The organism is Kitasatospora sp. MAA4 (genome assembly GCF_029893355.1).
Taxonomy (GTDB): Bacteria; Actinomycetota; Actinomycetes; order Streptomycetales; family Streptomycetaceae; genus Kitasatospora.
Genome location: NZ_JARZAI010000026.1, coordinates 73,125 through 98,861, shown reverse-complemented (window position 1 = coordinate 98,861; position 25,737 = coordinate 73,125). Strand labels below are relative to the sequence as shown.

General features: G+C 72.9%; 20 protein-coding genes, 1 tRNA gene, 1 pseudogene and 1 riboswitch. Of the genes and pseudogenes, 6 read left to right on the top strand and 16 right to left on the bottom strand.

Translation table 11 applies throughout. From position 1 onward, the window contains the following. The first annotated feature begins 84 nt into the window (after window positions 1-84). The 3 genes from P3T37_RS28915 to P3T37_RS28905 all read left to right on the top strand — a co-directional run bounded on the left by P3T37_RS28915 (window position 85) and on the right by P3T37_RS28905 (window position 3,818). Window positions 85-1,215, top strand: coding sequence for an SGNH/GDSL hydrolase family protein (locus tag P3T37_RS28915; RefSeq protein ID WP_280726861.1), 1,131 nt, complete (start codon window positions 85-87; stop codon window positions 1,213-1,215). A 48-nt stretch (window positions 1,216-1,263) separates the two neighbouring features. Beyond that, complete coding sequence (locus tag P3T37_RS28910) at window positions 1,264-2,484, top strand: acetyl-CoA C-acetyltransferase (RefSeq protein ID WP_280726860.1); 1,221 nt, start codon at window positions 1,264-1,266, stop codon at window positions 2,482-2,484. 329 nt (window positions 2,485-2,813) lie between these two features. Continuing rightward, window positions 2,814-3,818: a hypothetical protein gene (locus tag P3T37_RS28905; RefSeq protein WP_280726859.1), complete on the top strand. Its 1,005-nt coding sequence runs from the start codon at window positions 2,814-2,816 to the stop codon at window positions 3,816-3,818. A 16-nt stretch (window positions 3,819-3,834) separates the two neighbouring features. Here P3T37_RS28905 and P3T37_RS28900 read toward each other — a convergent pair whose 3' ends face one another. The 10 genes and pseudogenes from P3T37_RS28900 to P3T37_RS28855 all read right to left on the bottom strand — a co-directional run bounded on the left by P3T37_RS28900 (window position 3,835) and on the right by P3T37_RS28855 (window position 13,616). Continuing rightward, window positions 3,835-4,215: a hypothetical protein gene (locus tag P3T37_RS28900; protein WP_280726858.1), complete on the bottom strand. Its 381-nt coding sequence runs from the start codon at window positions 4,213-4,215 to the stop codon at window positions 3,835-3,837. A 16-nt stretch (window positions 4,216-4,231) separates the two neighbouring features. Next, the gene (locus P3T37_RS28895; RefSeq protein WP_280726857.1) at window positions 4,232-5,086 is read right to left on the bottom strand and encodes a Bax inhibitor-1/YccA family protein; all 855 of its coding nucleotides are present in this window, start codon (window positions 5,084-5,086) and stop codon (window positions 4,232-4,234) included. 202 nt (window positions 5,087-5,288) lie between these two features. Beyond that, window positions 5,289-5,372, bottom strand: a tRNA-Leu gene (locus P3T37_RS28890). A 374-nt stretch (window positions 5,373-5,746) separates the two neighbouring features. Continuing rightward, window positions 5,747-7,126 (bottom strand): NAD(P)/FAD-dependent oxidoreductase, encoded by a 1,380-nt coding sequence (locus tag P3T37_RS28885; protein ID WP_280726856.1) that lies wholly within the window; start codon window positions 7,124-7,126, stop codon window positions 5,747-5,749. Between the two features lie 428 nt (window positions 7,127-7,554). Continuing rightward, complete coding sequence (locus P3T37_RS28880) at window positions 7,555-8,496, bottom strand: Ppx/GppA phosphatase family protein (protein ID WP_280726855.1); 942 nt, start codon at window positions 8,494-8,496, stop codon at window positions 7,555-7,557. Window positions 8,497-8,645: 149 nt separating this feature from the next. Then, window positions 8,646-9,140 (bottom strand): annotated as a pseudogene (locus P3T37_RS28875) (DUF501 domain-containing protein); the annotation flags it as partial. A 15-nt stretch (window positions 9,141-9,155) separates the two neighbouring features. Beyond that, window positions 9,156-9,614, bottom strand: coding sequence for a septum formation initiator family protein (locus P3T37_RS28870; RefSeq protein ID WP_280726854.1), 459 nt, complete (start codon window positions 9,612-9,614; stop codon window positions 9,156-9,158). Between the two features lie 126 nt (window positions 9,615-9,740). Continuing rightward, complete coding sequence (gene eno, locus P3T37_RS28865) at window positions 9,741-11,027, bottom strand: phosphopyruvate hydratase (RefSeq protein ID WP_280668053.1); 1,287 nt, start codon at window positions 11,025-11,027, stop codon at window positions 9,741-9,743. Window positions 11,028-11,227: 200 nt separating this feature from the next. Continuing rightward, a complete protein-coding gene (locus P3T37_RS28860) occupies window positions 11,228-11,962 on the bottom strand; it encodes a transglycosylase family protein (protein WP_280726853.1) in 735 nt (244 codons plus the stop codon). Window positions 11,963-11,967: 5 nt separating this feature from the next. Next, window positions 11,968-12,117, bottom strand: a riboswitch (cyclic di-AMP (ydaO/yuaA leader). 221 nt (window positions 12,118-12,338) lie between these two features. Then, the gene (locus P3T37_RS28855; RefSeq protein ID WP_280726852.1) at window positions 12,339-13,616 is read right to left on the bottom strand and encodes a cytochrome P450; all 1,278 of its coding nucleotides are present in this window, start codon (window positions 13,614-13,616) and stop codon (window positions 12,339-12,341) included. Window positions 13,617-13,754: 138 nt separating this feature from the next. Between P3T37_RS28855 and P3T37_RS28850 the strand changes: the two genes are divergently transcribed. After that, window positions 13,755-14,183: an SDR family NAD(P)-dependent oxidoreductase gene (locus tag P3T37_RS28850; RefSeq protein ID WP_280726851.1), complete on the top strand. Its 429-nt coding sequence runs from the start codon at window positions 13,755-13,757 to the stop codon at window positions 14,181-14,183. Here the strand turns inward: P3T37_RS28850 and P3T37_RS28845 are convergent. Further along, complete coding sequence (locus P3T37_RS28845; protein WP_280726850.1) at window positions 14,180-15,175, bottom strand: MazG family protein; 996 nt, start codon at window positions 15,173-15,175, stop codon at window positions 14,180-14,182. The genes P3T37_RS28850 and P3T37_RS28845 overlap by 4 nt on opposite strands. A gap of 65 nt (window positions 15,176-15,240) precedes the next feature. Between P3T37_RS28845 and P3T37_RS28840 the strand changes: the two genes are divergently transcribed. Next, the gene (locus tag P3T37_RS28840) at window positions 15,241-15,756 is read left to right on the top strand and encodes a hypothetical protein (RefSeq protein ID WP_280726849.1); all 516 of its coding nucleotides are present in this window, start codon (window positions 15,241-15,243) and stop codon (window positions 15,754-15,756) included. Window positions 15,757-15,768: 12 nt separating this feature from the next. Here P3T37_RS28840 and P3T37_RS28835 read toward each other — a convergent pair whose 3' ends face one another. The 4 genes from P3T37_RS28835 to P3T37_RS28820 form a co-directional block, all read right to left on the bottom strand. After that, window positions 15,769-16,401, bottom strand: coding sequence for a hypothetical protein (locus P3T37_RS28835; protein ID WP_280726848.1), 633 nt, complete (start codon window positions 16,399-16,401; stop codon window positions 15,769-15,771). Window positions 16,402-16,528: 127 nt separating this feature from the next. Then, the gene (locus tag P3T37_RS28830; protein WP_280726847.1) at window positions 16,529-18,223 is read right to left on the bottom strand and encodes a serine/threonine-protein kinase; all 1,695 of its coding nucleotides are present in this window, start codon (window positions 18,221-18,223) and stop codon (window positions 16,529-16,531) included. Next, window positions 18,220-18,720, bottom strand: coding sequence for a hypothetical protein (locus P3T37_RS28825; protein WP_280726846.1), 501 nt, complete (start codon window positions 18,718-18,720; stop codon window positions 18,220-18,222). The genes P3T37_RS28830 and P3T37_RS28825 overlap by 4 nt, the downstream gene beginning before the upstream one ends. 57 nt (window positions 18,721-18,777) lie before the next feature. Then, entirely contained in the window at window positions 18,778-20,937 is a 2,160-nt protein-coding gene (locus P3T37_RS28820; RefSeq protein ID WP_280726845.1) for an N-6 DNA methylase, read from the bottom strand. A 191-nt stretch (window positions 20,938-21,128) separates the two neighbouring features. Between P3T37_RS28820 and P3T37_RS28815 the strand changes: the two genes are divergently transcribed. Next, window positions 21,129-21,734, top strand: coding sequence for a DUF4352 domain-containing protein (locus P3T37_RS28815; RefSeq protein WP_280726844.1), 606 nt, complete (start codon window positions 21,129-21,131; stop codon window positions 21,732-21,734). Window position 21,735: 1 nt separating this feature from the next. Here P3T37_RS28815 and mfd read toward each other — a convergent pair whose 3' ends face one another. Then, on the bottom strand, window positions 21,736-25,353 hold the full coding sequence (mfd, locus tag P3T37_RS28810) for a transcription-repair coupling factor (RefSeq protein ID WP_280726843.1): 3,618 nt from the start codon (window positions 25,351-25,353) through the stop codon (window positions 21,736-21,738). Between the last annotated feature and the right edge of the window lie 384 nt (window positions 25,354-25,737).

Below are 25,737 nucleotides of genomic sequence, written 5' to 3'. Positions count from 1 at the left end.
GCGTGAAGGTGTCAGCGGGTATGCACGCAGAGAGACGGGCCCGCGCGGCGCGGGAGACCGGTCGGCTACGAAGGGGGTTGCCGGATGCCAGGGGCGCAGCATTCGAGGGCGCGGGCCGCCCGGCGGATCGCCACGGCGGCGGCGTACGGCGGCGGTGGGATCGGCCTGCTGGGGGTGGGGCTGGCCGGCGTGCTGATCACGGAGAGCCGGCTGGCGATCCGCGCGGTCGGCATCCTGGAGGGCAGTCCGCCGCGGGCGGACGGCGTGTACGGGGAGGACTTCGCCGATCCGGCCGTGCGGCAGGAGCCCCTGGTGCTGGCCTTCCTCGGCGACTCGACGGCGGCCGGACTGGGCGTGCGGCGGGTCCGCGAGACGCCGGGGGCGCTGCTCGCCGCCGGGCTGGCCTCGGTCGCCGAGCGGCCGGTGCGACTCGTCAACGTGGCGGTGTCGGGCGCTCGTTCGGACGATCTTGAGCGGCAGGTGCGGCTCGTCCTGGCAGCCCGTCCGGCGGTGGCCGTGATCATGGTCGGGGCGAACGACGTCACCCGGCACAGCCCGGCCGCGCAGTCGGTGCGCCAGCTGCGCGAGGCGGTCCAGGAGCTGCGGGCGATCGACTGCGAGGTGGTGGTCGGCACCTGCCCGGATCTGGGGACGATCAAGCCGGTGCGGCCGCCGCTGCGCTGGGTGGCCCGGCGGGTCAGCCGGCAGCTGGCGGCCGCGCAGACCATCGCGACGGTGGAGGCCGGCGGCCGTACGGTGTCGCTGGGCTCACTGCTCGGCCCGGAGTTCGCGGCACGCCCGGAGATGTTCGCCTCCGACCGGTTCCACCCCTCCGCCCAGGGCTACGCGACCGCGGCGATGGCCATGCTGCCCTCGCTCTGCGCGGCCCTGGACCTGTGGCCGGAGGCGGCCGAGCAGGAGCCGACCCGCCGCGAGGCGGTGCTGCCGATGGCGATGGCCGCTGCCCGGGCCGCCGGGCAGTCCGGCACCGAGGTGGCGGCGGCCGGCCCCGGCGGGACCGGGCGGTGGGCCCTGGTCAAGCACCGGCTGCGGCTCGCGCTGCCGTCGACCGAAACCAGCGCAGCAGACACCACCGAACCCGCACCCGAACCCACTCCCGAACCCGCATCCGGGACCGGCCCCGAGGCCGCCCGGCCGGCCGCGTCGGCGAACTCACACGCGGCGCCGGATGACGCACGGGCTACTTGGGAGTAACTTCCTCTCCGTAGCGAACCACCCCCATCCGACATCCAGGGAGCCGTCATGCCCGAAGCCGTCATCGTCAGCGCCGCCCGTTCGCCGATCGGCCGGGCCTTCAAGGGCTCGCTGAAGGACGTCCGCCCGGACGACCTGACCGCCCACATCATCGCCACCGCGCTCGCCAAGGTGCCGCAGCTGGACCCGCGCGACATCGACGACCTGATGCTGGGCTGCGGCCTGCCCGGCGGCGAGCAGGGGCACAACCTGGCCCGCATCGTCGCCGTGCAGATGGGCATGGACCACCTGCCGGGCTGCACCGTCACCCGCTACTGCTCCTCCTCGCTGCAGACCACGCGGATGGCACTGCACGCGATCAAGGCGGGCGAGGGCGACGTCTTCATCTCGGCCGGCGTCGAGACCGTGTCGCGCTCGATCAACGGCACCTCGGACGGCATGCCGGGCACCCAGAACCCGTTCTTCGCCGACGCGGTGGCCCGCACCGCCCAGCGCGCCGAGCAGGGTGGCGGGGAGTGGCACGACCCGCGCGCCGACGGCCTGGTCCCGGACGCGTACATCGCGATGGGCCAGACCGCGGAGAACCTGGCCGCCCTCAAGGGCGTCACCCGGGCCGACCAGGACGAGTTCGGCGTGCGCTCGCAGAACCTCGCCGAGGCGGCCATCAAGTCCGGCTTCTGGGAGCGCGAGATCACCCCGGTGACCACGCCGGACGGCACGGTGGTCTCGACCGACGACGGCCCGCGCGCCGGGGTGACCCTGGAGGCCGTCTCCGGCCTGAAGCCGGTCTTCCGCCCCGACGGCACGGTGACCGCGGGCAACTGCTGCCCGCTGAACGACGGCGCGGCCGCCCTGGTGATCATGTCCGACACCAAGGCCCGCGAGCTGGGCATCACGCCGCTGGCCCGGGTGGTCTCCACCGGCGTCTCCGGCCTCTCCCCCGAGATCATGGGCTACGGGCCGGTCGAGGCCTCCCGCCAGGCCCTCAAGCGGGCCGGGCTGACCATCGGCGACATCGACCTGGTCGAGATCAACGAGGCCTTCGCGGCCCAGGTCATCCCGTCCTACCGCGACCTGGGCGTCGACCTGGACAAGCTGAACGTCAACGGCGGCGCCATCGCGGTCGGCCACCCCTTCGGGATGACCGGCGCGCGGATCACCACCACACTGATCAACTCGCTTCAGTGGCACGACAAGCAGTTCGGCCTGGAGACGATGTGCGTCGGCGGCGGCCAGGGCATGGCGATGGTCATCGAGCGGCTCAGCTGAGTCACAGCAGCCGAGCCGCAGCAGAGCGGGTACGGGCGGACACGGTGGGTTGAACTCCCCTCCCCCCACCACCCGTTCGGCGTGACAGAGGGTAAATGAGGGCCGGATCACACCGCTTGGGCGATCCGGCCCTCCTCTCGTCCCCAAAAGCGGCTTTTCTCCACGCCGCGCAATCGCCCAACTGCGCAGCGTACAACAGGAGACCCGCTAGATTTTTGGACAATGACGGACGTCACAGACAATTCGGACATCTTCCTCTGCAGTCACAGCCCCCCATGCGGCAGGGTGGAGATGTTCCCCTGTTCCACTCCGCGCAAGGAGTACGTTCCGTGAGCGCCGTGTACATCGCCCTGCTGCTGGTCCTGATCGCCGTGTCGTCAGCTGTCCTCGTCCGTGTACGCGGTCTCTCCCGCCAGTTCGACGAAATCCGGACCGCCGCCGCGGTCCCCGCCGCCGCCTCCACCGTGGACGAGGCGGCGATACGCCGCGCCGTCACCGAGGCGCTCGCCGCCGACCGCGAGCGCGAGATCGTCGAGGCGCGGGCGTTCTGGGCGGAGCAGGAGGCCCGCGCGGCCGAGGACGAGCCGCTGCTCGACACGCCGTTCGCCGGCCCCGTCGAGCCGGGCGTCGACCTGGGCGGCCTCGGCAGCCTGCACGGGCTCGGCCCGGTGGAGAACTGGCCGGTCTTCTTCCCGCGCCCGATCGGCCCGGAGGACGCCGCGGACAGCGCCGGCACCATGGACCCGGAGTTCGGCGAGGCGCTGCGCTCGGCGCTGGAGGACCTGATCAGCGACAGCGGCTCGCTGGGCGCCTCCGGCGGCCACCCGGTGATGGGCGGCGGGGCACCGGTCGGCTCGGCGCCCGGCGAGACGGGCGGCGCCGGCGAGGCGCGCGCCCGCCGCGAGGCCGACCTGCTGGCCACCGGCCTGGACGCCGGGCTGCTCGACCCGGAGCCGGCCGCGGAGGCCGAGCCGGTGGTCGCGCCCGACCCGCGCCGGCACCCCTCGCACCCCGACTTCGTGCCCAGCCAGACCCCGTCCCGCGAGTGGACCGACACCAAGCTGACCGCGCTGGCCGAGGAGGGCGTCGCGCTCACCGACGTCCGCCCGGGCCCGCTGGGCACCCTGGACGTCTACGCCTTCGCGGACGGCACCACGCTCTGCGTGGCCCCCGGCGACCGGGAGGCCGCCTACCGGCTGATCGACGCGGTCCGGGCCGGCGAGGACGTCCGGCTGCTGGGCGGCTCGCGCTTCTCCGGCTCGTACTCGCTGACCTTCTCCACCGACGAGGAGGCCGTCTACGTACTGGCCGACCGCGTGGTGGCCAGCATCTGACAGGGCCTGGCCGGCCCTACCCGCAGAGTTCCCCGACGGCGCCCACCGCCGCGACCGCTCCCGCCAGGAGCTCGGCCGCGGTGGACCGGGCGCCGTCCGTCGTCGGGACCACGTTGCCGCCGGCCCTGGCGGCCAGCGCGGCCGCCAGGTCGTGGCCGGCCACCGCGAGCTGGTCGCCGACGGCGAACGGGCCGGCGGCGGGCAGCTCGCGCGGCGCCGCGTCCGCGCCCTCCTCCAGCAGCTGCGCGGCGGCCGCCAGTTCACGGGCCAGCGCCAGGCCGGCGGCGGCCCGTGAGGCGTGTCCGGGGACGGCGCCGAGCAGTCGGCTCTGCGGCATCGAGCGGAAACGATCCGCCAGGCGGTCGACGGCTTCCAGCAGGGTGGTGTCTTCGGGCATACCGCGAGGGTAACCGTCAGTCGTCGCCGCGCAGGATCGCGATCAGCCGCAGCATCTCCAGGTAGATCCAGACCAGCGACAGGGTGAGCCCGAAGGCCGCCCGCCAGGACTCGCGCTGCGGGGCACCGCCCCGGATCGCCTCCTCGATCGACGCGAAGTCGAGCGAGAGGAAGAACGCGCCGAGGCCGACCCCGACGATGCCGACCAGGATGCCCAGCGGACCCGAGTTGAGCCCCATCGAGGCACCGAACATCGAGGCCACCACGTTGAGCAGCATCAGCAGCAGGAACCCGATGGCGACCGCGCTGCCGATCCGGGTGTAGCGGGCGGTGACCCGGATCCGGCCGCTGCGGTAGGCGATCAGCATCCCCGCGAAGACCGCGGCGGTGCCCAGCACCGCCTGGATCGCGATGCCCGGCCAGACGGTGTTGAAGACGTGGGTGACGGCCCCGAGGAAGAAGCCCTCCAGGGCCGCGTAGAGCAGGATCAGCGGCGGGCTGACGCTGCGGCGGAAGCTGATCACCAGTCCGACCGCGAACGCCCCCAGCGCGGCCGCCAGGGCCACCGTGAGGCCGGCCTCCGGCAGGGCGAACCAGGCGACGGCGCCGGCGGCCAGCAGCGTGAGCAGGGTCAGGCCGGTCCGGGCGACCACGTCGTCCATCGTCATCCGGCCGGTGTCCAGCGGGCCCGCCGAGGGGGCCTGGTACAGCTGCTCCAGCTGGTCGGCGGTGAGCCGGCTGCCGTACGGGTGCTGCGCCCAGGGCTGCCGGCCGTAGCCGGCGGGCTGCTGCCGCGGTGTGCCGAAGCCGGCGTAGCCGGTCCCGCGGGTGAAGGACCCGTCCCGCGAGAAGACCGGGTTGCTGCTCCTCATGACTCTTTCCTCCCAGGGCGGCACGTCACCACCCGGGGTCCAACAGTAATGTGTTGGCAAAGGAAAGGTCGTACGCCGCGAGGATGATCCGGCGCGGGCCGAATTCGGGCAGCAGGAAACGCCGGATCGGAGAAGGTGAAATGCGGCGTGCAGCAGGTGTGGTGACGTCGCGCTGTTCAGGTGACGCGGCCCCTCGGGACCTTGGTGCCCGGAGCCGGACTCGAACCGGCACGGCCTAAGGCCAAGCAGTTTTAAGCTGCCCGTGTCTGCGTTCCACCATCCGGGCGTGAACCGCTCCACCCCCTGTGCGGGGCACCCCCGAGCCTAGTCGTCCCGGTCCCCCTTGCGCATGCTCATAGGCATGGAAGTTGTCATGTTTCCTTGCCATCTGACGAACAGTTTGCGATCTGGCCACACTGCCGCAAAGATCCGGCCACGGTAGTACATGACCGATCGATCGACCGGTGCTGACGGACCATCAAGAACCAGAAAAAGCCCCGGGCCCGATGGTCTTCCCATCGGGCCCGGGGCCGCTGTCCTGCTGCTGTACTCCGCCCGGTCGCACGGCCGGCTGAGCACCACGGAGGTCGTGGTCCGGCGACGCTGCCGGGCGGAGAGCCTCCGACTCACACCCCGGCGATCACCACCGGGGTCAGTCGCTTACTTGCTGGTGGCGAGTTCCTTGTCCGCGGCAGCCTCTGCAGGCTTGGCCTCGACCGGCTTCGGAGCGGGACCGGCGGCCTCCTGGAAGGCGCCGAACGGCTTCTCCATCTCCGAGAGGCCGACGACCTCGCGCTTGAGGAACATCGCCAGCGTCCAGTCGGTGAAGACCCGGACCTTGCGGTTCATGGTCGGCACCCGGCTGCCGTGGTACAGGCGGTGGAACCACCAGGCCGGACGGCCCTTCAGCTTGTACTTGCCGAAGAGGATCGCCACACCCTTGTGCAGGCCGAGACCGGCCACCGCACCGAGGTTCTTGTGCTTGTACTCCTTCTGCGGGAAGCCCCGCATGCCGGAGATCACGTTGTCGGCGAGCTGCACCGCCTGACGCACCGCATGCTGGGCGTTCGGCGGGCACCAGGCGCCCTCGCCGACGGCGAGGTCCGGCACCTGGGCGTTGTCGCCGGCGGACCAGACGTAGTCGAAGCCCTGGACCTGGAGGGTCGCGGCGGTGTCGACGTGGCCACGCGGGCCCAGCGGCAGGCCGAAGTGGTTCAGCACCGGGTTGGGCTTGACGCCGGCCGTCCACACGATGGTGGAGGCGTCGGCCTCGACGCCGTTCTTCAGCACGACGTGCTGGTCGACGCAGGAGTCCATCGAGGTCTCGATGTAGATCTCGATGTTGCGCTCTTCGAGCTTCTCCTTGGTCCACAGACCGAGGTCCGGGCCCATCTCCGGGAGGATCCGGTTGGCCGCCTCGACCAGGATGAACCGCATGTCATCCCGGCTGACGGTCTTGTAGATCTTCGCGGCGTCGCGCGCCATGTCCTCGACCTCGGCGATGGTCTCGACGCCGGCGAAGCCGCCGCCGATGACCACGAAGGTGAGGGCCTTGCGGCGGACGTCCTGGTCCGCCGTGGACTCGGCCTTGTCCAGCTGGGCGAGAACGTGGTTGCGGAGGCTGATCGCCTCTTCCACGGTCTTCATCCCGATGCCGTGCTCCGCCAGACCCGGGATCGGGAAGGTGCGGGAGACCGAACCGGTCGCGACGACGAGGTAGTCGAAGGGCAGTTCGTAGGAGTCGCCGGCCGGCGGCGCGATGGTGGCGACCTTGCGGGCGTGGTCCACGCCGGTCACATGACCGGTGAGCACCTCCGCCTTCTTCAGGGCGCTGCGCAGCGGCGCGACGAGGTTGCGAGGCGCGACGTTGCCGCCGGCCGCCTCGGGAAGGAAGGGCAGGTACGTCATGTACGACCGCGGGTCGACGACCGTGACGGTCGCCTCTCCGTAACGCATCTTCTTGAGGATGCGCATCGCGGCATACAGGCCGACGTAACCACCGCCGACAATGAGGATGCGAGGACGCTCCGTGGTGCTCATATCCGAAAGTATCCAGCACCCCTCGGAGCGCCCTGCGTGAGGCCCGTCACAGGCGTCTGGACACCCCGTGCTACACTACGCGGCCCCGAAACCGGGCAGCCGGACGCAGCTGCGGGTCGACCACCGACCGATGCGGATGTTTGGATTCCGGCGCCCCCGTTGAGCAGCAACGATCCATGCGGCATCAGGGTTCCCGCGCATCATTTCGATTCCACCGGCCGATCCGGAGCCTGACCTGGGATCCATCGACCGGTCTCCCTCGGTGACCTTCACTCCCGCAATCCGGACGGACCGGACAGCGGACCGCGAGAAATCCGCGCCAGTTCATGTGAAGAAATTCACGAACTTTCTCGCGGCCCCCCTCGCGGCGACCGGTCCCGAGGGCGCGAAACGCCTCTCGGGGCCGGTCGTGTAAGCACCTTGTGGCCTCAGGAGGCTGTACTCCAGGCGATGCCGTCGAGGATGTCGTGCTCACTGACGACCAGCTCGGCGGCGCCGGTCCGCTCCATGATCGAGAGCAGCACCAGGGCGCCCGCCGCGATCACGTCGACCCGCCCGGGGTGCATCACGGGGATGGCCGCGCGCTCGTCGTGCGTGGAGCTGAGCAGCCGACCGGTGACCTCGCGGACCTGCTCCAGGGTGATCCGGGCGTGGTGCACCGCCTCGGAGTCGTACGCGGGCAGCTCGAGCGCCATGGCGGCCACCGTGGTGGCCGTGCCCGCCAGGCCGACCAGCGTGGCGGCCTCGGTCAGCGGCACCACCTCGGCGGCCTGGTTCAGCGCCGCCTTGATGTCGGCCTTGGCGGCTGAGATCTGACCGAGCGTGGGGATCTCGGTCCCGGCGAAGTGCCGTTCCGTCAGGCGCACGCAGCCGATGTCCACCGAGCGGGCGGCCTGCACCTCGTCGGTGCCCAGCACGAACTCGGTCGAGCCGCCGCCCAGGTCGAAGACCAGGTACGGCGCGGCGAAGGGACCGCCGGCCAGCTCCTTGGTGGCACCGGCGAAGGAGAGCCGGGCCTCGTCGTCCCCGGTCACCACCTCGGGCTCGACGCCCAGGATCTCCTTCACGCCGCGGGTGAACTCCGCGCTGTTCTCGGCGTCCCGGGAGGCGCTGGTGGCGACGAAGCGGGTCCGCTCCGGCCCGATCCCGTGCTCGGCGATGACCGCGGCGTACTCGCGGCAGGCCGCGAAGGTGCGCTCCAGCGCCTCGGGGGCCAGCCGGCCGGTGCGGTCGACGTCCTGGCCGAGCCGGACGATCAGCATCCGCCGGTCCAGGTCGGTGATGGCACCGGTGGACGGGTCGAGCTCGGCGATCAGCAGGCGGATCGAGTTGGTCCCGCAGTCGATCGCGGCCACCCGGGTGCTCGTCACTTCTCCTCCTCCTGCTCGGCCTGCTCAGCCTGCCGCTTGGCGGCCCGCTCCTGCGCTTTGCGCTGCTTGGCGGCGATCACGGCGTCGTGGTCCACGACCTTCTCCCGCTGCCGCTCCAGCACCTCGGCGCTCGCGGCGACCTCCTCCTCGCTCACGCACGGCCCCTTGCGCCACCACTCCGGCAGCATCGCCAGCGCCTCGTCACCGAGCGGGTTGACGCCGGGTCCGGCGGCCAGCGAGTGGCCGACCAGCACGTGCAGGCACTTCACCCGGTCCGGCATCCCGCCGGCCGAGGGGAAGCCCTCCAGCACCTCGATGGCGTCGCGCCGGGCGATGTAGTCCTCGTGCGCCCGCTGGTAGCCGGCGGCCAGCTCGGGGTCCTCGGCGAGCCGGGCCGTCTGGTCCTTCATCACCCCGTCCGCCTCCAGGGTGCCGATCAGCGAGGCGGCCTTGGGGCAGGTCAGGTAGTAGAGGGTCGGGAACGGGGTGCCGTCGGGCAGCCGGGGCGCGGTCTCGACGACGTCCGGGTTGCCGCAGGGGCAGCGGTGGGCGACGGCCCGGGTGCCGCGCGGGACGCGGCCGAGCTGGGCCGCGACGGCGGCGAGGTCGCGGTCGGCGACCGGCGGGGTGGGGTCAGTGGTCATGAGGGTGCTGTCTTCTCAGGGGGCGGGGGCGGGGACGGGAGCAGGGGCCGCGGCAGCGGGCGCGGTGTCGGCCGCGTCGACGGAGTCCCAGACGACGGAGTACCAGGGCTTGGACGCCTTGGCGGCCTGCGAGCCGCCGGGAGCCGCGAGCGGCCTGGCGGCGGCCGAGGGCGACGGGTCGACGGAGACGAACGGGGTCTCGCCGGGGAGCGCGTAGTGCAGGCGCTCGCGGGCCTGCGCCTTGACGTAGCTGGGGTCCTGCCAGCGGGCCCGTTCCCTGGTCAGCTGCTCCACCTGCTGCCTGGCCTGATCGGCCTTGACGCGCTGGTCGGCGATGTCCGAGCGCTGGGAGAGGAACTGACGGGTCGGGTAGGCCAGGATCGCCACCAGCGAGCAGAGCACCAGGACGAGCACGGTGGCCCGACTGGTGAAGCGCGGCCGTACGGTCAGACCCGGGAACTTCCAGCCTGCCATCGTCTCTGGTACCCCTCCGGTCGGCCGAGCTGAGCGGGGCCGTGGTCCGCCGCAGTGCGCCGGTGCCCCGGCGTCCACCCTACGGGGTGGGCGGCGGGGCACCGGTCAGGCGTGCGCGGGAGGGGATCAGCCCTCGTGGCGGAAGCGCGGGAAGGCCGCGCGGCCCGCGTACTCGGCGGCGTCGTCGAGGATCTCCTCGATGCGCAGCAGCTGGTTGTACTTGGCGGTGCGGTCGGTGCGGGCCGGCGCGCCGGCCTTGATCTGGCCGCAGTTGGTGGCGACGGCGAGGTCGGCGATGGTGACGTCCTCGGTCTCGCCGGAGCGGTGCGACATCATGCAGCGGAAGCCGTTGCGCTGGGCCAGCTCGACGGCGTCCAGGGTCTCGGTCAGCGAACCGATCTGGTTCACCTTCACCAGCAGCGCGTTGGCGGTGCCGGTCTCGATGCCCTTGGCGAGGCGGACCGGGTTGGTGACGAACAGGTCGTCACCAACCAGCTGGACCTTGTCGCCCAGCTCGTCCGTCATGGCCTTCCAACCGTCCCAGTCCTGCTCGTCCAGCGGGTCCTCGATGGAGACCAGCGGGTACGAGGCGACCAGGTCGGCGTAGTACGCGATCAGCTCGGCCGAGGAGAGCGCCTTGCCCTCGAACTGGTAGGCGCCGTCCTTGTAGAACTCCGAGGCGGCGACGTCCAGCGCGAGCGCGACGTCCTTGCCCGGGGTGTAGCCGGCCTTCTTGATGGCCTCGACGATGAGGTCGAGCGCCTCGCGGTTGCTGTCCAGGTTCGGGGCGAAGCCGCCCTCGTCGCCCAGGCCGGTGGAGAGGCCGCGCTCCTTCAGCACGCCCTTGAGCGTGTGGTAGACCTCGGCGCCGCAGCGGACGGCCTCGGAGAAGGACTCCGCGCCGATCGGGGCGATCATGAACTCCTGGATGTCGACGTTGGAGTCGGCGTGCGACCCACCGTTGAGGATGTTCATCATCGGGACGGGCAGCACGTGCGCGTTCGGGCCGCCGAGGTAGCGGAACAGCGGCAGGTCGCTGGCCTCGGAGGCGGCGTGCGCGACGGCGAGCGAGACGCCCAGGATCGCGTTGGCGCCCAGCGAGGACTTGTCCGGGGTCGCGTCCAGGTCCAGCATCGCCTGGTCGATCAGGCGCTGCTCGGTCGCGTCGTAGCCGATCAGCTCCGGGCCGATCTGCTCGATGACGGCGAGGACGGCCTTCTCCACGCCCTTGCCGAAGTAGCGGCTCTTGTCACCGTCGCGAAGCTCCAGCGCCTCGAAGGCACCGGTGGAGGCGCCCGACGGAACGGCGGCACGGCCGGTGCTGCCGTCGTCGAGGCCGACCTCGACCTCGACCGTGGGGTTGCCACGGGAGTCGAGGATCTCGCGGGCTACGACGACATCAATGGACGGCACGAGGCATCTCCTAGGCGAAGCGGTCCTGCGGACGTGGGAAACGGGATCGTTACGACCAGAGCCTAACCGCACCCGGGGTCGGGGCCACCCGGACCCGGGGCGCGTCTCAGCACGTGGCGGCGTACTCGCCGGTAGTTCACCTTCTGCGGCGCGCCACGGGCGGGGCGATCCGGGGTCGCCCCACCCGCGATGGCGGTCCGTCAGCCGAGGTGCAGGACCTGGCCCGGGAAGATCAGGTCCGGGTTCTGGCCGACGGTGGAGTGGTTGCCGCTGTAGACCGACTGCCAGCCGCCGGCCACGTGCTGGGCCTGGGCGATGGTGGACAGGGTGTCACCGGTGCGGACCGTGTAGGCCTGGCCGACGGCGGCCGGACCGACCGGGGCCGCGGGAGCAGCCGGGGCGGGGTGGGCGATGTACTGGTCGGCCTGAGGCCTCGCCGGCCTGGCCGGCTTCGCGGGCCTGGCGGGCCTGGCCGGCTTGGAGGGCTTCGCCGCGGGAGCCGCCGGGGCTGCCGGGGCCGCCTCCGAGCTCGTGGTGTCGACCGAGGCGGGCGCGCCGCCGGAGGTCAGCCCGGCCTTGACCGAGCAGACCGGCCAGGCGCCCGGGCCCTGAGAGGACAGCACCTTCTCGGCGACGGAGATCTGCTGCGCCCGGGTGGCCTGGTTGGCCTGCCCCGCGTACTGGGTGCCGCCGTACGCGGCCCAGGTGGAGGAGGTGAACTGGAGGCCGCCGTAGAAGCCGTTGCCGGTGTTGATGGACCAGTTGCCGGAGCTCTCGCAGTCGGCAACCCTGTCCCAGGTGGAGGCCGCTGCGGCATGCGCGCCGGTGGCGGTCAGGAGCGGCAGCGCCAGTCCGACACCGGCCACGCCGGCGACGGCGATGGCCTTCTCGGTCTGGGTGCGACGGCGATGACGGCCGGTGCCTGCAAACAGCATGAAGGTGTCCCTCTCCGCACGCCTGCGAGGTGAGCTGTCGGGTTCGGACCGGGAGGTGGCCCGGCCGCGCTGGGCGCGGCTTCACCCCAAGCCGTGGGGAACGGCAGAAAAACCTGGGTCCCCCGCCCCTGCCCAGGGGTTGACTCGGTGTCCCGGTGCACGGCGGGCAGGATTCGGCGTTCCGCGCGCGGGGTTCGCAGGTGCGAACTCCACGGAGGGTAGGCAGATAGCCACACCAATCACAAGCTCATATCGCGCACATCACACCAGAATTACGGTCCGTCATTGATCGCCTACCAACGGAGGCTGTTTGTCCGAGTTGATGCGCTTTCATGCCGTCGCCCGAGCAGCTGAATTCGACACGCTCGACACGCCGTCAGGCGGTGGCCGACGCCTTTTCAGGAGTGAACTCGACCGGGAGTTCCCGCAGGCCGCGCATGATCAGACCACCGCGCCAGCGCAATTCCCCGGCGCTCGCGGAGAGCTGGATGTCCGGCAGCCGGGTGAGCAGCGTGGCGAGGGCCGCCTGCCCTTCCAGGCGGGCCAGCGGGGCGCCGATGCAGTAGTGGATCCCGTGCCCGAAGCCCAGGTGCGGATTGTCGGCGCGGGCCAGGTCGAGGGTGTTCTCGGCGGCGAACCGGGCCGGGTCGCGGTCGGCCGCGGCCAGCACCACCAGCACCGGATCACCGACCGGGATGTCCACCTCGCCGATCCGCAGCGGCGCCACCGCGAACCGCCAGGTGGCCAGCTCCACCGGACCGTCGTAGCGCAGCAGTTCCTCGACGGCGGTGGCCAGCAGGCCGCTCTCGCCGCGGGCGAGGGAGTCCTGCAGCAGCGCCCGCTGCTCGGGGTGGCGCAGCAGCGCGTACATCCCGTTGCCGATCAGGTTGACCGTCGTCTCGAAGCCGGCGAAGAGCAGGATGAAGGCCATCGCCGCGGCCTCGTTCTCGGTGAGGTGCTCGCCGTGGTCGCTGGCCCGGATCAGGCCGGAGATCAGGTCGTCGCCCAGGTCAGCCCGCTTGCGGTGGATCAGCTCCGCCAGGTACGTCCGCATCCGCTTCACCGCGCGGGCCACCCCGCCGCGCGGGCCGCCGCCGTGGCGGATCATCATGCCCGCCCAGTCCCGGAAGTCGTCCTGGTCCTCCGGCGGGACGCCCAGCAGGTCGCAGATCGCGTAGATGGGCAGCGGGAAGGCGAACTCGTGGATCAGGTCGGCCGAGCCGCGCGCGGCGAAGTCGGAGATCAGCCGGTCGGTCAGCTGCTGCACCCGGGGCTGGAACTCGGCCACCCGGCCCGGGGTGAACGCCTTCGAGACGAGTCGGCGCAGCCGGGTGTGGTCGGGCGGGTCGATGTTCAGCAGGTGCGTCATCAGGTCGGCGCTGCGCTCGCCCGGGATCCCCACCCGGCCGGTGCGGTGCGCCTGCCCGCTGTGGTGCGACGGGTTCTTGGAGAGCCGGCCGTCCGCGAGCGCCTGGCGTGCGTCGGCGTACCGGGTCACCAACCAGGCGTCGACCCCGCTCGGGAGCGTGGTGCGGTGCACCGGGGAGTGCTCGCGCAACCAGGCGTACGCCGGGTAGGGATCGGCGGCGAACTCCCAGGTGAAGAGGTCGGGCCTGGAAGGCTGCTGGTGAGTGGTCTGGGGCTGGTCCGGCATGTCCCGACCGTATCCGGTCCGCGCGAGGAGTGAGTCTGGTCACCTGGGGGGTAATCCCTGTTTGCGGAGGGTCGCGGCGCGCCTACGATCCTCCGATACGCGGACGCCGTGCGGTGGCGTCCAAGGGAGGAGCGGGCCATGCGGGTAGCCGGGGCAGTGGTGGTCATCGCGGTACTGACCGGCGGCGACGGGGCGGGACCGGCTCGCCGGTTCGTCGCCGCGGGCGCCGCGGGCCTGCTGGTCGCCGATCCGCACCCGGGGGTGGCCGAGGACCTCGCGACCGCCCTGGACCGTCCCGGCTGCCCGGTGATCGGCGTCAGCAGTGACATCCACCAGCCCAGCGACATCGCCGCGCTGGTGGACACCGCCGAGAAGCACCTCGGACCGATCGACCTGTTCTGCGTGGCCGGCCCGGACGGCGAGCGGATCGTCGCGCTGGCAGAACTGCCCGGCCACCTGCACCGGCTCGCCGAGCTGCTCGAACCGCTCAGCCAGGCGATCGCCGAGGTCCTCCCGCAGCAGCGGACGGCCTCCTCGCAGGCCGCGGTGGAGCGCAGGGCCTCCTAGGAGGCGTGGCCCTCCGCCGCGCGGACGGCGTCGCGGTAGCCGCGAGCGGCCGCGCGCAGCGCCGCGTCCGGGTCCACTCCCGCGTCGTGCGCGCGCTGCACGACGGCCAGCAGCAGCCGGCCCGCGGCGGCCTCGTCCAGCTCGGCCGGCAGCGCGTACGGGGCGTCCGGGACGGCGTCGAAGCCCGCCCGGCGCACCCGCGAGACCAGCTTGGCCGCGTACGCCAGCGCGGGCAGCCCGGCCGGCACGCCGTCGAGCACGGAGTCCCGGTCCTGCTTCTCCGCCGCCTTGAGCGTCTCCCAGTTGGCCTCCACCTCGGCGGTGGTGTCCGCTTCGGAGTCGCCGAAGACGTGCGGGTGGCGGTACATCAGCTTCTCCACGATGTCCCCGGCCACCTCGTCGATGGAGAACGGGTCCTCCGCGTGCTCCTCGGCGATCCGGGCGTGGAAGAAGACCTGGAGCAGCACGTCGCCGAGCTCCTCACGCAGCGTCTGGCGGTCGCCCTCCTCGATCGCCTCGACCAGCTCGAACGCCTCCTCCACCAGGTACTTCACCAGCGTGGCGTGGGTCTGCTCGGCGTCCCAGGGGCAGCCGCCGGGCGAGCGCAGCCGGTCCATCACCGCCACCAGGTCCAGCAGCCGGGCACCCGGCAGGTCGTAGGAGCCGGGCAGCAGTTCGATCTCGGGGACGCTGCCGGCCTGCTCGACCGCGAGGCGGGCCAGTGCGTCGGTCAGCCCCGGGTCGCCGTCCGGGCTGCCCAGCCAGAGCAGCGGCGCCCGCTCGACCAGCAGCCGGGCCAGCGCGGGCGCGGTGCCGCGCTCGATCAGCTCGACCGCCACCCCGGCCCGGGCCAGCGCAGGCAGTTGCGGGTGCCCGGGGTCGGCCGCGAGCACCAGCGGAGCGCTGCGCAGCGCCTCCCAGGCGGGCCAGCTCAGCAGGCCGGGGGCGACGCGGTGGGTGGTGGTGAGCAGGGTGAGTCCGGAGGTGTCCACGGTTCGAATTTACCGCGCGGGGGGCAGCCTCGGCCGAGCTGTCCGCGGACAGTACGGTGGCCGACATGCGGACGAGGGAGCGGACCAGGCGGTCCTGGGTGATGGGTGTGCTGTTCCTGGTCGCGGGGGCCGGCGCGCTGGCCTTCTGCCTGCACAACCTGGCGTACGAGCTGCACCTGGCCGGGAAGTCCGGCGAGTTCCACACGGTGGGCTGCCGGAGCGTCGGGAGCGGCAAGAGCAGGACCACCACCTGCTACGGCACGTTCCGCTCGGACGACGGGCGCGTGGTCGACCAGGACGCCGCGATGGACGCCCCGCTGACCTCGCGGCTGGACTTCCCCGTCCAGTGGGAAGCCCCGCGCACGTACCACGAGGTGAGCCCGACCGTGGACTCGCTGTCGCTGGGGCTGGCGCTCGAATCGGTGGCGTTCGGCACGATCGGCGTGCTGGCGATCGCCCCGTTTCCGCGAGGCGGCGTGCCCTCCCGCACCACCCGGCGCGCGGGGTGGGTGGGTGCGGTCGGCGGACTCGGCGGGCTCGGGATGTTCGGGCTCGCGCTGCTGGCGTCAGCGTGGAGTTGACCCCACCGGCTCTCAGGCGGCCGGCGCGGTCGGCGGGAGCCAGGCGGCGCTGGGCCCGTTCAGCATGGCGTGCTGGTCGTCCCAACTGCCGTAGCGCGGGTTGACGCTGACCTTCAGCTCGGTGGCGGACTGCGCCAGCAGCTGGCTCAGGGCCGCGTTGCCCTGGGGGGTGCCGAGTTGCTGGCCCGTCAGCCCGGCCAGCTTCTGCATGCCGAGCCACTGCTGGTAGAACGCGTCGATCTGCTCGGTCGGCACCTGCTGCTTCACCAGCAGCGTCTGGTCGAGCGCGGGCTCCCCGCCCAGGGCCAGGGCCTCCGCCTGGCGGGCCTGGGCGACCTCGGTGGCGGAGACCGACTGGCCGTGGGTGGCGAGCGCGTGGTCCACCACCAGGCCCATCACCATCTGCGTGACGGTGGACTGGGCCAGGTCGGCCGGCTCCTGGTACGAGGCGGCGGGCTGGGCGGCGCCCTCGCTGCGGACCTCGGCCATCCGGGCCTGCAGCGCGGAGACGGTGATCTTGTCCTGGCCGACCACGGCAGCGGCGCCCGGATGCGACACCCCGCCGCAGGCGCTGAGCACGACGGCGGCCACCAGGGCGCCGACGGCGGGGACGGTACGACGGAGGACGGAGCTGCTGCGGATCACGCGGGGCCTCCCGGGGGCGCAAACGCTGTGACGACTCGTTGCTCTGGGTATCTCCTGACGGACCTGAGGATAGGGAGGCTGACGGGTCGTTGCCCAGACCCGGGACCGAACGGGTCACCCGAACGGGTCACCCGTACGGGCGCAGCCGGGGATCGGGCCAGCTACCGGTGCGCGGGTCCAGCGGCTGCGGGCCGGTCCGGCGGTGGTGCTGGAGCTGGTCCAGGTGCTGGCGCAGCCGGCTGACGTCGGGGTGGTGCGGGCCGAGCCGGGGTTCGCGGTCGAAGAGCAGCGCCAGCAGCCACTCCCAGGCCCCGTCGGTGTCGCCGGCGCCGGCCAGCAGCAGGCCGATCCGCTCGCGCAGGTCGAAGCAGCGGGCCGGGTCGGTGTCCAGGCCCGCCTCCAGCCGGGCGGTGTGACCGGCCAGCAGCGCGCGGTACTCGGCCAGCGCCTCCGGGGCGCGGCCGAGCTGCTCCAGGCAGCCGGCGGCCTTGCGCCGGTGGTCCAGGGCCTGCGGGTCGTGCGGCCCGCCCTCGGCGGCGGCGACGGTGGCGAGCAGCTGGTACTCCGGCAGCGCGGCGCGGTACTGGCGCTCCTGGAGCAGCGTGCGGGCGTAGATCGTGCGCAGTGTGCGGACCAGCGGCGCCCGGTCGCCGTGCTCGGCCCGGGCGAGCGGAAGCAGCCGGGCGGCCAGGTCGATCACCTCGGCGTAGCGGTGCGCCGCGAGGAGGTCGGAGACCTCGCCGCAGGCCGCCGCGAGGTCGGTGGTCGCTGCGGGCCGCGGCGGTACGAGGCCGGGCGGCGGGGTGGCCGCCGGAGGGAGCGGCGGCATGGCCGGCGCGGGGACGGCGGCGTACGGCGGCGGCGCCGGCTGCGCGCTCGGTGGCGCGGGCAGCGGGTGGTGCGGGTGGCGGTAGGGCGCCGTCGGGTCCGGCAGTGGACCGGGTCGCGGCGCGCCGGAGCCGCTCGGCGGGGGCAGCAGCGGGAGCAGCCGCCGGTGCACCGCCTGGGCGTCGGCGGGCCGGTCCGCGGGCCGCTTGGCCAGCAGGTCGAGTACCAGCGCCTCCAGTACGGCCGGCACTTCGGGCCGCAACCGCCGCAGCGGCACCGGCGGTTCGTCCACCTGGCGGCGCAGCACGCCGAGCGCGGTGGGCGCCCGGAACGGCTCCTCGCCGGCGAGCATCTCGTGCAGCAGGCAGCCGAGCGCGTACAGGTCGCTGCGCGGGTCGACGGCGCCGGAGAGCGCCTGCTCGGGCGCCATGTAGGACGGGCTGCCGATCGGCACGCCGGTCATCGTCAGCCGGGTGTGCTCGCGGTCCAGCGCGGTCGCGATGCCGAGGTCCAGGACCACCACCCGGCCGTCCTCACGGACCATCACATTGCTGGGCTTCAGGTCGCGGTGGACCACCGGGACGGCGTGCACCACCGAGAGCGCGGCGCAGATCTGGGCGGCCACCGCGACCGCCCACTCGATCGGGAACGGGCTCTCCTCGGCGATCAGGTCGCCGAGGCTGACCCCGGGGACCCGCTGCATGACCAGGTAGAGCTCGCCGGCGTCCTCGCCCGCGTCGAAGACGGTGACCAGGCCCGGGTGGTCCATCGCGGCGGTGATCCGGCACTCGCGCAGGAAGCGGCGGCGCAGGTCCTCGCGGCCCTCCCGGACGTCCGCGGCTTCGGCGGCAAGCAGCAGGTCGGTGCGGAGCAGCTTGACGGCCACCCGGCGGTCGAGCCGCTCGTCGTAGCCGGCCCAGACCTGGCCCATGCCGCCGTGGCCGATCTTCTCGGCCAGCCGGTAGCGCCCGTCGATCACCCGGGCCCCGGTCATCGGCCGCCGCCGCCCTCGGCCTGCCGGCGCAGCAGCTCGCCGAGCTGCTGGAGCTCGTCGACCGGCTGTTGCGGCTGTTGCGGCTGGTAGCCCGGGTAGCCCGCCATCGGGTAGTACGGCGGCGCCACCGGCACGACCGGCGCGCCCCAGACCGCCCGACGGTCCATCAGCAGGAAGTGCACCGGCGGCACGAAGATCAGCACCACCATCGTGCCCATGCCGATGCCGTTGGCCACCACCTGCCGCTTGTCCTGGCCCGCGATCACCCCGCAGACCATCATCAGCGCGAGCAGGCACCCGAAGACGACCACGGCCGCGACGTCCACGCCCCTGCGGCGCCGCCGGGCGAGCAGCAGCGCGGGGACGAATCCGAGCAGTCCGGCGGTCACTACCGGGAGCAGACTGAGCAGCACCTTGGCCGGGACGCCGAACGGGCCCGGCGGCACCCGCGGTTGACCGGGCGGCGGCCCGAACTGCTCCGGGTAGTGGCCTGCCATGGGTTCGCGCTCCCGTGCGGGTGGTGGTGGACGAGTCGACACCGTACCGCGCCCGGGTCAACGAGGCGTCAGATCCCCCTCGGCCAGTCCGTCGGTGAGGCCCTGGGCCAGTCGGCGGCCCAGTTCGCCGGCCCGGCGCAGCTCCGTCTCGAACGCGGCGACCCGGCGGAACGCCTCGCCCAGCTCCTGCTGGCGCTCGATCGGCAGCCTGGGCAGCTGCACCCGGCGCACGTCCAGCCGGGCGGTGGTGGAGGCGTGGCTGCTGGCCCGGCGGCTGCCGGCCGTGGAGCGCAGACGGCCGGCCACGAACTCGGGGTCGAGCACGGCGGGATCGGGCCGCAGCAGGTGCAGCTGACGGCCGAGCGCCACGCCGTCGGTCCGGTCGCCGGGCCGGACCACCACGGCCACCCCAGCGCCGAGGACGGGGGTCAGCACGTCGCCGGGCCGGGTCAGCACCAGGTCCGCGGCGGGATCGGCCAGCTGGGCGGGCGGCCGGTCGGCCGTCAGCTCCTGCTCCGTCAGCACCGGGACGCCGCCCGCCGCACCGTCGTCGGCCGGCCGGGTGGCCGGGCCCTGGCCGGAGGAGTGCACCTCCAGCGCCCCGGCCCGGACCAGCTCGCCGATGGTGATCATGGGTGCAGCCGTCCGCTCGGCGGGCTCGGCGACCGGGGGCAGCGCCTCGTCCAGGCCGGCCAGCCCGGTCAGCACCTCGGCCAGCCGTCCGTGCAGGTGCTCCAGCGCGGCGGCGCCGCCGACCGGCGTGGCGGGCGGCAGGTGGCGGGCCGGGGAGAGGTCGGTCTCGTCGTCCAGCAGGTCGATGGCGTCCAGCACCCGGTGCACGCCGGGCCGGTCGGCCGGGGTCGGGCCGCCGGTCCGGGCGGCGCCGTCGAAGGCCTGCCAGGTCTCCAGGACGGTGCGGCGCAGCTCGGGCCAGCCGATCCGGTCGCGGCCCCCGGACGCCGCGGTGGCGCTCTGGGCAGCGGCCGGCTGGGTGGCGGTGGCGTCGAGCAGCAGCAGCCGCCGGGGGGCCGCCGCCTGGTCCTGCGGGTCGGGGCGGCGCAGCAGCCACAGGTGCAGCGGCACGCCGTACGGCGGCGCGACGCCGGCCGGCAGCGCGACCACCGCGCGCAGCGCGCCCGAGCGCAGCAGCTCGGCGCGCAGCCGCCGCCCGGCCCGCCGGGAGGCCACCGTGGGCGGCAGCAGCAGGGCGGTCAGGCCGCCGGGGCGGGTGTGCGCCAGGCAGTGCAGCAGCCAGGCGAGTTCGGACTCTGCGCGGGGCGGCACCTGGTCGAAGAGCCAGCGCGAGTCGTAGCGCAACTCGTCGTGGCCCCAGTCGCGTTCGTTGTACGGGGGCTGGCAGAGCACTGCGTCGGCGAGCAGCCCGGGGTGGGCGTCGGCGCGCAGGCTGTCGCCGGTGCCCAACTCCAGCGCCAGCGGTCCCGGGGTGGCCGCGGGGGTGTGCAGGGCCAGCCGGAGCAGGGCCACCGCGGCCAGCACCGGGTCCAGCTCCTGGCCATACCGGACGGTGTCGGCGGGGAGCGCCAGCAGCAGGGCGCCGAGACCGCACGCGGGGTCAAGGACACTGCGCAGGTCGCCGTGCAGGTGCGGCTCGGCAGCGGCCAGCGCGGCCAGCAGGGCGGCGGCCTCCGGTGGAGTCGGGCTGACCTGACGGGAGTTGGCCTCGGCATAGCGGGTCAGCAGCTGCTCGTAGCCGGCCGCCGCACCGTGCTCGGCGGCCAGCCGAGCGAGCACCCGGGCCAGCTCCAGCTGGGTGCTGCCGTAAAGCGTGGGCAGCGAGAGCAGGGCCGCGCCGGGCGGGCCAAGGGTCGCGGCGGACAGCTCGGCCAGGGCTCGGGGCAGCGCGAGCGCGAGCCGGGTGTCGGGCTCGTCCGCCAACTCCCTCCAGCGCTCGGGCGCGCGGTGCAGCAGGAGCAGGAAGGCCCCGGCGGGCAGCAGCAGGGCGGCGGGATGCGAGGCGGCGTCGCGCAGTGCCTCCAGCTGCTGCCAGGCCCGTTCCAGCAGCGGGAGTTCGACGATCTTGCCCTGTCCGCGCAGCCAGGACTCGACCCGGTCGAGCGCGAAGGTGGGGCTGGCCTCGGTGCCGCCGACCGGCTGCGGGAAGTCGGGGTGGCGGCGGCGCCAGTTGCTGACCGCCGCCCGTCCGACTCCGGCGAGCCTGGCGATCTCGACGGCGGTCACCTCGGGACTCTCCGACATGGACGGCTCCTCCTGTGAACGGTCTGTGACCGCACAGCATAGCCAGCCGCCCTGCCGTTCAGCGTTCACACGTGAACAGAGACGTTTCGCATTTTCCTGTTGACAGCGTTCACAGTCACTGATGTGATGGAGCCATCGCACCGGGCAGCAGCCGCCGCCCCGGGGAGCGCCAGAGAGCAAGGGATTCCGCCATGCGCATCACCACCAACCGCCGCCGCACCTCCGCGACCCTGCTGGCCGGAGCCGTGCTGATCGCCCTGGCCACCACGGCCTGCGGCCCGACCACCACCGGCTCGGTCTCCACCCAGCCCAAGCAGTCGGCCGCCGCCGGCGCGGCGGGCAGCGCGAAGCCGGCCGGTGGCGGCAGCAAGACCCCGACCGTCGCCAAGGTCGGCGACACCATCGCCCTCAAGGGGCAGGAGAGCGGCTCATCGGCCGACGTCACGGTGGTCAAGGTGGTCGACAACGCCCAGAGCTCGGACGACTACTCCAAGCCGGCCGACGGCAAGCGCTGGATCGCCATCCAGTTCCGGATCAAGGACACCGGCACCGCGGCCTACAGCGACGCCCCGGAGAACGGCACCACCGTGCTGGACGACCAGGGCCAGTCCTACAACTCGGTGGTCGCCGACACCACGGCCGGCCAGAGCTTCGCCGTCCCCGCCAACATCGCCGCCGGGGACAGCGCGCTCGGCTTCATCACCTTCGAGGTCCCGCAGGCCGCCAAGCTCGACAAGGTGCAGTTCACCCTCGACAGCGGCTTCGCCGACCAGACCGGCCAGTGGAAGCTCTCCTGAGCTACTTCCTGGCGCCGGCCCCCGCCAGCTCCTCGAACATCGTCCCGAGGAACGTCCCGCACCAGGCGAGCAGTTCGCGCCCGACCACCGGCTTGCCGCCGATCCGCGCGGTGGCCGGACGGGGCACCAGCACCTGCTGGGTGCTGCCCTTCACCTGGCTGCGCGGGTAGAGCCGGTTCAACCGCAGCTGCTGCGACTCGCGCAGGTCCACCGGCCCGAAGCGGACGTTGGCGCCCTGCAGGGTGATGTCCGAGACCCCGCAGCGGCGGGCGAAGAGACGCAGCGCCGCGACCATCAGCAGGTTCTCCACCGGCTCCGGCAACTTCCCGTAGCGGTCAGCCAGTTCGGCCCGGACCTGGTCGATGTCCGACTCCGAGTTGACCGCCGCGATCGAGCGGTAGGCCTGCAACCGCAGCCGCTCCCCCGGCGCGTAGTCGTGCGGTACGTGGGCGTCGACCGGGAGCTCGATCTTGACCTCCAGCGGCTCCTCCTCCGGCAGCCCCTCACCGGAGAGCGACTCCCGGAACTCGGCCACCGCCTCACCGACCATCCGCATGTAGAGGTCGAAGCCGACCCCCGCGATGTGCCCGGACTGCTCACCGCCGAGCAGGTTGCCCGCCCCGCGGATCTCCAGGTCCTTCATCGCGACGTACATGCCCGCACCCATCTCGGTGTGCTGGGCGATGGTGGCCAGCCGCTCGTGGGCGGTCTCGGTGAGCGGCTTCTCCGGCGGGTACAGCATGTAGGCGTAGCCGCGCTCCCGGCCACGGCCCACCCGGCCGCGCAGCTGGTGCAGTTGGGAGAGGCCGAAGGTGTCGCCGCGCTCGACGATGAGGGTGTTGGCGTTGGAGATGTCGATGCCCGACTCCACGATGGTGGTGGAGACCAGCACGTCGAACTCCTTCTCCCAGAAGTCCACCACCACCTTCTCCAGCAGGGTCTCGCCCATCTGCCCGTGCGCGGTGGCGATGCGGGCCTCGGGGACCAGCTCCTTGAGCTTGGCGGCCGCCCGGTCGATCGACTCGACCCGGTTGTGGATGTAGAACACCTGGCCCTCGCGCAGGAGTTCACGCCGGATCGCAGCCGAGATCTGCTTCTCGTCGTACGGGCCGACGAAGGTCAGCACCGGGTGCCGCTCCTCGGGCGGGGTGGTGATGGTGGACATCTCCCGGATGCCGGTGACCGCCATCTCCAGGGTGCGCGGGATCGGCGTCGCGGACATCGTCAGCACGTCCACGTTGGCCCGCAGCTTCTTCAGCTGCTCCTTGTGCTCGACGCCGAAGCGCTGCTCCTCGTCCACGATGACCAGGCCCAGATCCTTGAACCTGGTCTCGGCGGAGAAGAGCCGGTGGGTGCCGATCACCACGTCCACCGAGCCGTCCCGCAGCCCCTCCAGGACGGCCTTCGCCTCGCTGTCGCTCTGGAACCGCGACAGCGCCTTCACGATCACCGGGAAGTTGGCGTAGCGCTCGGCGAAGGTCGAGAAGTGCTGCTGCACGAGCAGCGTGGTGGGCACCAGGACGGCCACCTGCTTGCCGTCCTGGACCGCCTTGAAGGCCGCCCGCACAGCGATCTCGGTCTTGCCGTAGCCGACGTCGCCGCAGATCAGCCGGTCCATCGGGACCGACTTCTCCATGTCCGCCTTGACCTCGGCGATGGTGGTCAGCTGGTCGGGCGTCTCCGCGTACGGGAAGGCGTCCTCGAGCTCGCGCTGCCACGGGGTGTCCGCGCCGAAGGTGTGGCCGGGGGCCGCCATCCGGGCCGAGTAAAGCTTGATCAGGTCGGCGGCGATCTCGCGCACCGCCTTCTTGGCGCGCTGCTTGGTCTTCGCCCAGTCCGCGCCGCCGAGCCGGTGCAGCGTCGGGGCCTCGCCGCCGACGTACTTGGTCACCTGGTCCAGCTGGTCGGTCGGCACGAAGAGCCGGTCGCCGGGGTGGCCCTTCTTCGCGGGGGCGTACTCCAGCACCAGGTACTCGCGGGTGGCGCCCTGCACGGTGCGCTGCACCATCTCCACGTACCGGCCCACGCCGTGCGCCTCGTGGACGACGAAGTCGCCGGCCGCCAGCGCGAGCGGGTCGATCGCGTTGCGGCGGCGCGAGGGCATCCGGCGCATGTCCTTGGTGGAGGACTTCTGGCCGGACAGGTCGGTCTCGGTGATCACGGTCAGCAGGTTCGTCTCGTCGACGAAGCCGTGCTCGATCGAGCCGCAGGAGACGTAGACCACGTCCCGGGTCGGCGGTTCGGTCAGGTCCGCCACCAGCCGGGCCGGGATGCCCTCGTTGCCGAGCACCTCGGCGAGCCGGGACGCGGGCCCCTGGCCCTCCGTCACCATCACGACCCGCCAGTCGGCGGCCAGCCGCTCCTTGGCGTCCGCGATCGCCCGTGCGGTGTCGCCGCGGTAGGCCTCGACCGCGCGCATGCCCAGGGTGAGGGTGTTGGCGTCGAACTCCAGCATCGAGGTGAGTTCGGAGTCGCTGGTGGCGAACGGGCTGACCGACCACCAGGGCAGCCCGATCCCCTGCGCGTGCTCGCGCACGTCGGCGAGCGAGCGCAGCGAGGCGGCCGAGACGTCGATCTGCTCGACATCGATCGGACGGGCGCCGCCGGAGGCCGCCGCCACCCAGGAGGCGTGCAGGAACTCCTGACTGGTCGCCACCAGGTCGGCGGCCCGGGTGCGGACCCGCTCGGGGTCGCAGACCACCGCGACGCTGCCGGCCGGCAGCACGTCGAGCAGCAGCTCCATGTCGTCCACCAGCACCGGGGCGAGCGACTCCATGCCCTCGACCGCGATGCCCTGGGCGATCCTGTCCAGGATCTCGGCCAGCTCCGGGTGCTGGACGGCCAGTTCGGCGGCCCGGCCGCGCACCTCGTCGGTCAGCAGCAGCTCACGGCAGGGCGGCGCCCAGAGCCCGTGCTGGGCGATCTCCAGCGAACGCTGGTCGGCCACCTTGAAGTAGCGGATCTCCTCGACCTCGTCGCCCCAGAACTCCACCCGCAGCGGGTGCTCCTCGGTCGGCGGGAAGACGTCCAGGATGCCGCCGCGCACCGCGAACTCGCCGCGCTTCTCGACCAGTTCGACCCGCGAGTAGGCGGCCGCGGCGAGCCGCCGGGCGACCGACTCCAGGTCGTGCGTCTCGGTGCGCTGCAACGCCACCGGCTCCAGCTCGGCGAGCCCCTTGACCTGCGGCTGGAGCACCGAGCGGACCGGCGCCACGATCACCTGGACCGGCCCGGCCGCCGGGTCGTCGGCCCTGGGGTGGACGATCCGGCGCAGCACCGCGAGCCGGCGGCCCACCGTGTCGGAGCGCGGCGACAGGCGCTCGTGCGGGAGCGTCTCCCAGGCGGGGTACTCGGCGACGGCGTCCGGCGGCAGCAGCGAGCGCAGCGAGGCGGCCAGATCCTCGGCCTCCCGCCCGGTCGCGGTCACGGCCAGCACCGGGCGGCCGCGCTCGGCGCCGACGGCCGCCAGCGAACGGGCCAGCGCGGCGATGACGAACGGCCGGGCCGCGGGCGGGCCGACCAGGTCCAGGTGCGGACGGTGGCCGGTCGCCGCCGCCTCGATCGCCTCGGCGAGGGCGGCGTCCCGTGCGACGACATCGAGCAGTCCGGTCAGGCTCATGGAGTCTTCTTCGTCCCGTTGCTTCCAGGCGGAGCCCCCGGCACCGGTGGGTCGTTCAGCGGCCGGGCAGCTTGATGGGCCCGGCACGCGGTGCGAGGGGCCGGGTCAAGGTCCCAGCGTACGCCGCGCGACCCACCCGCACGCGGCCAACCACGTCCGTGCCGCCCACCCGCTCCGAGCCCGGAAGATCGATCGTCAAGAAGTGGACACACTCCTGTCACTGCCTGTCCATGGACAGCGCGCACCATGGTTCTTGTGCACGCCGCTCCAACCGTGGGGGATGGACTGGTGTGCCGATCGCGCTCCGATGGGGGTCGGGGTGCGAGGCCGGGCGACCCTGGGTGGGGGCGCCCGCCCAAGCGTCGGGAGTCGTGGCGCCCTTTT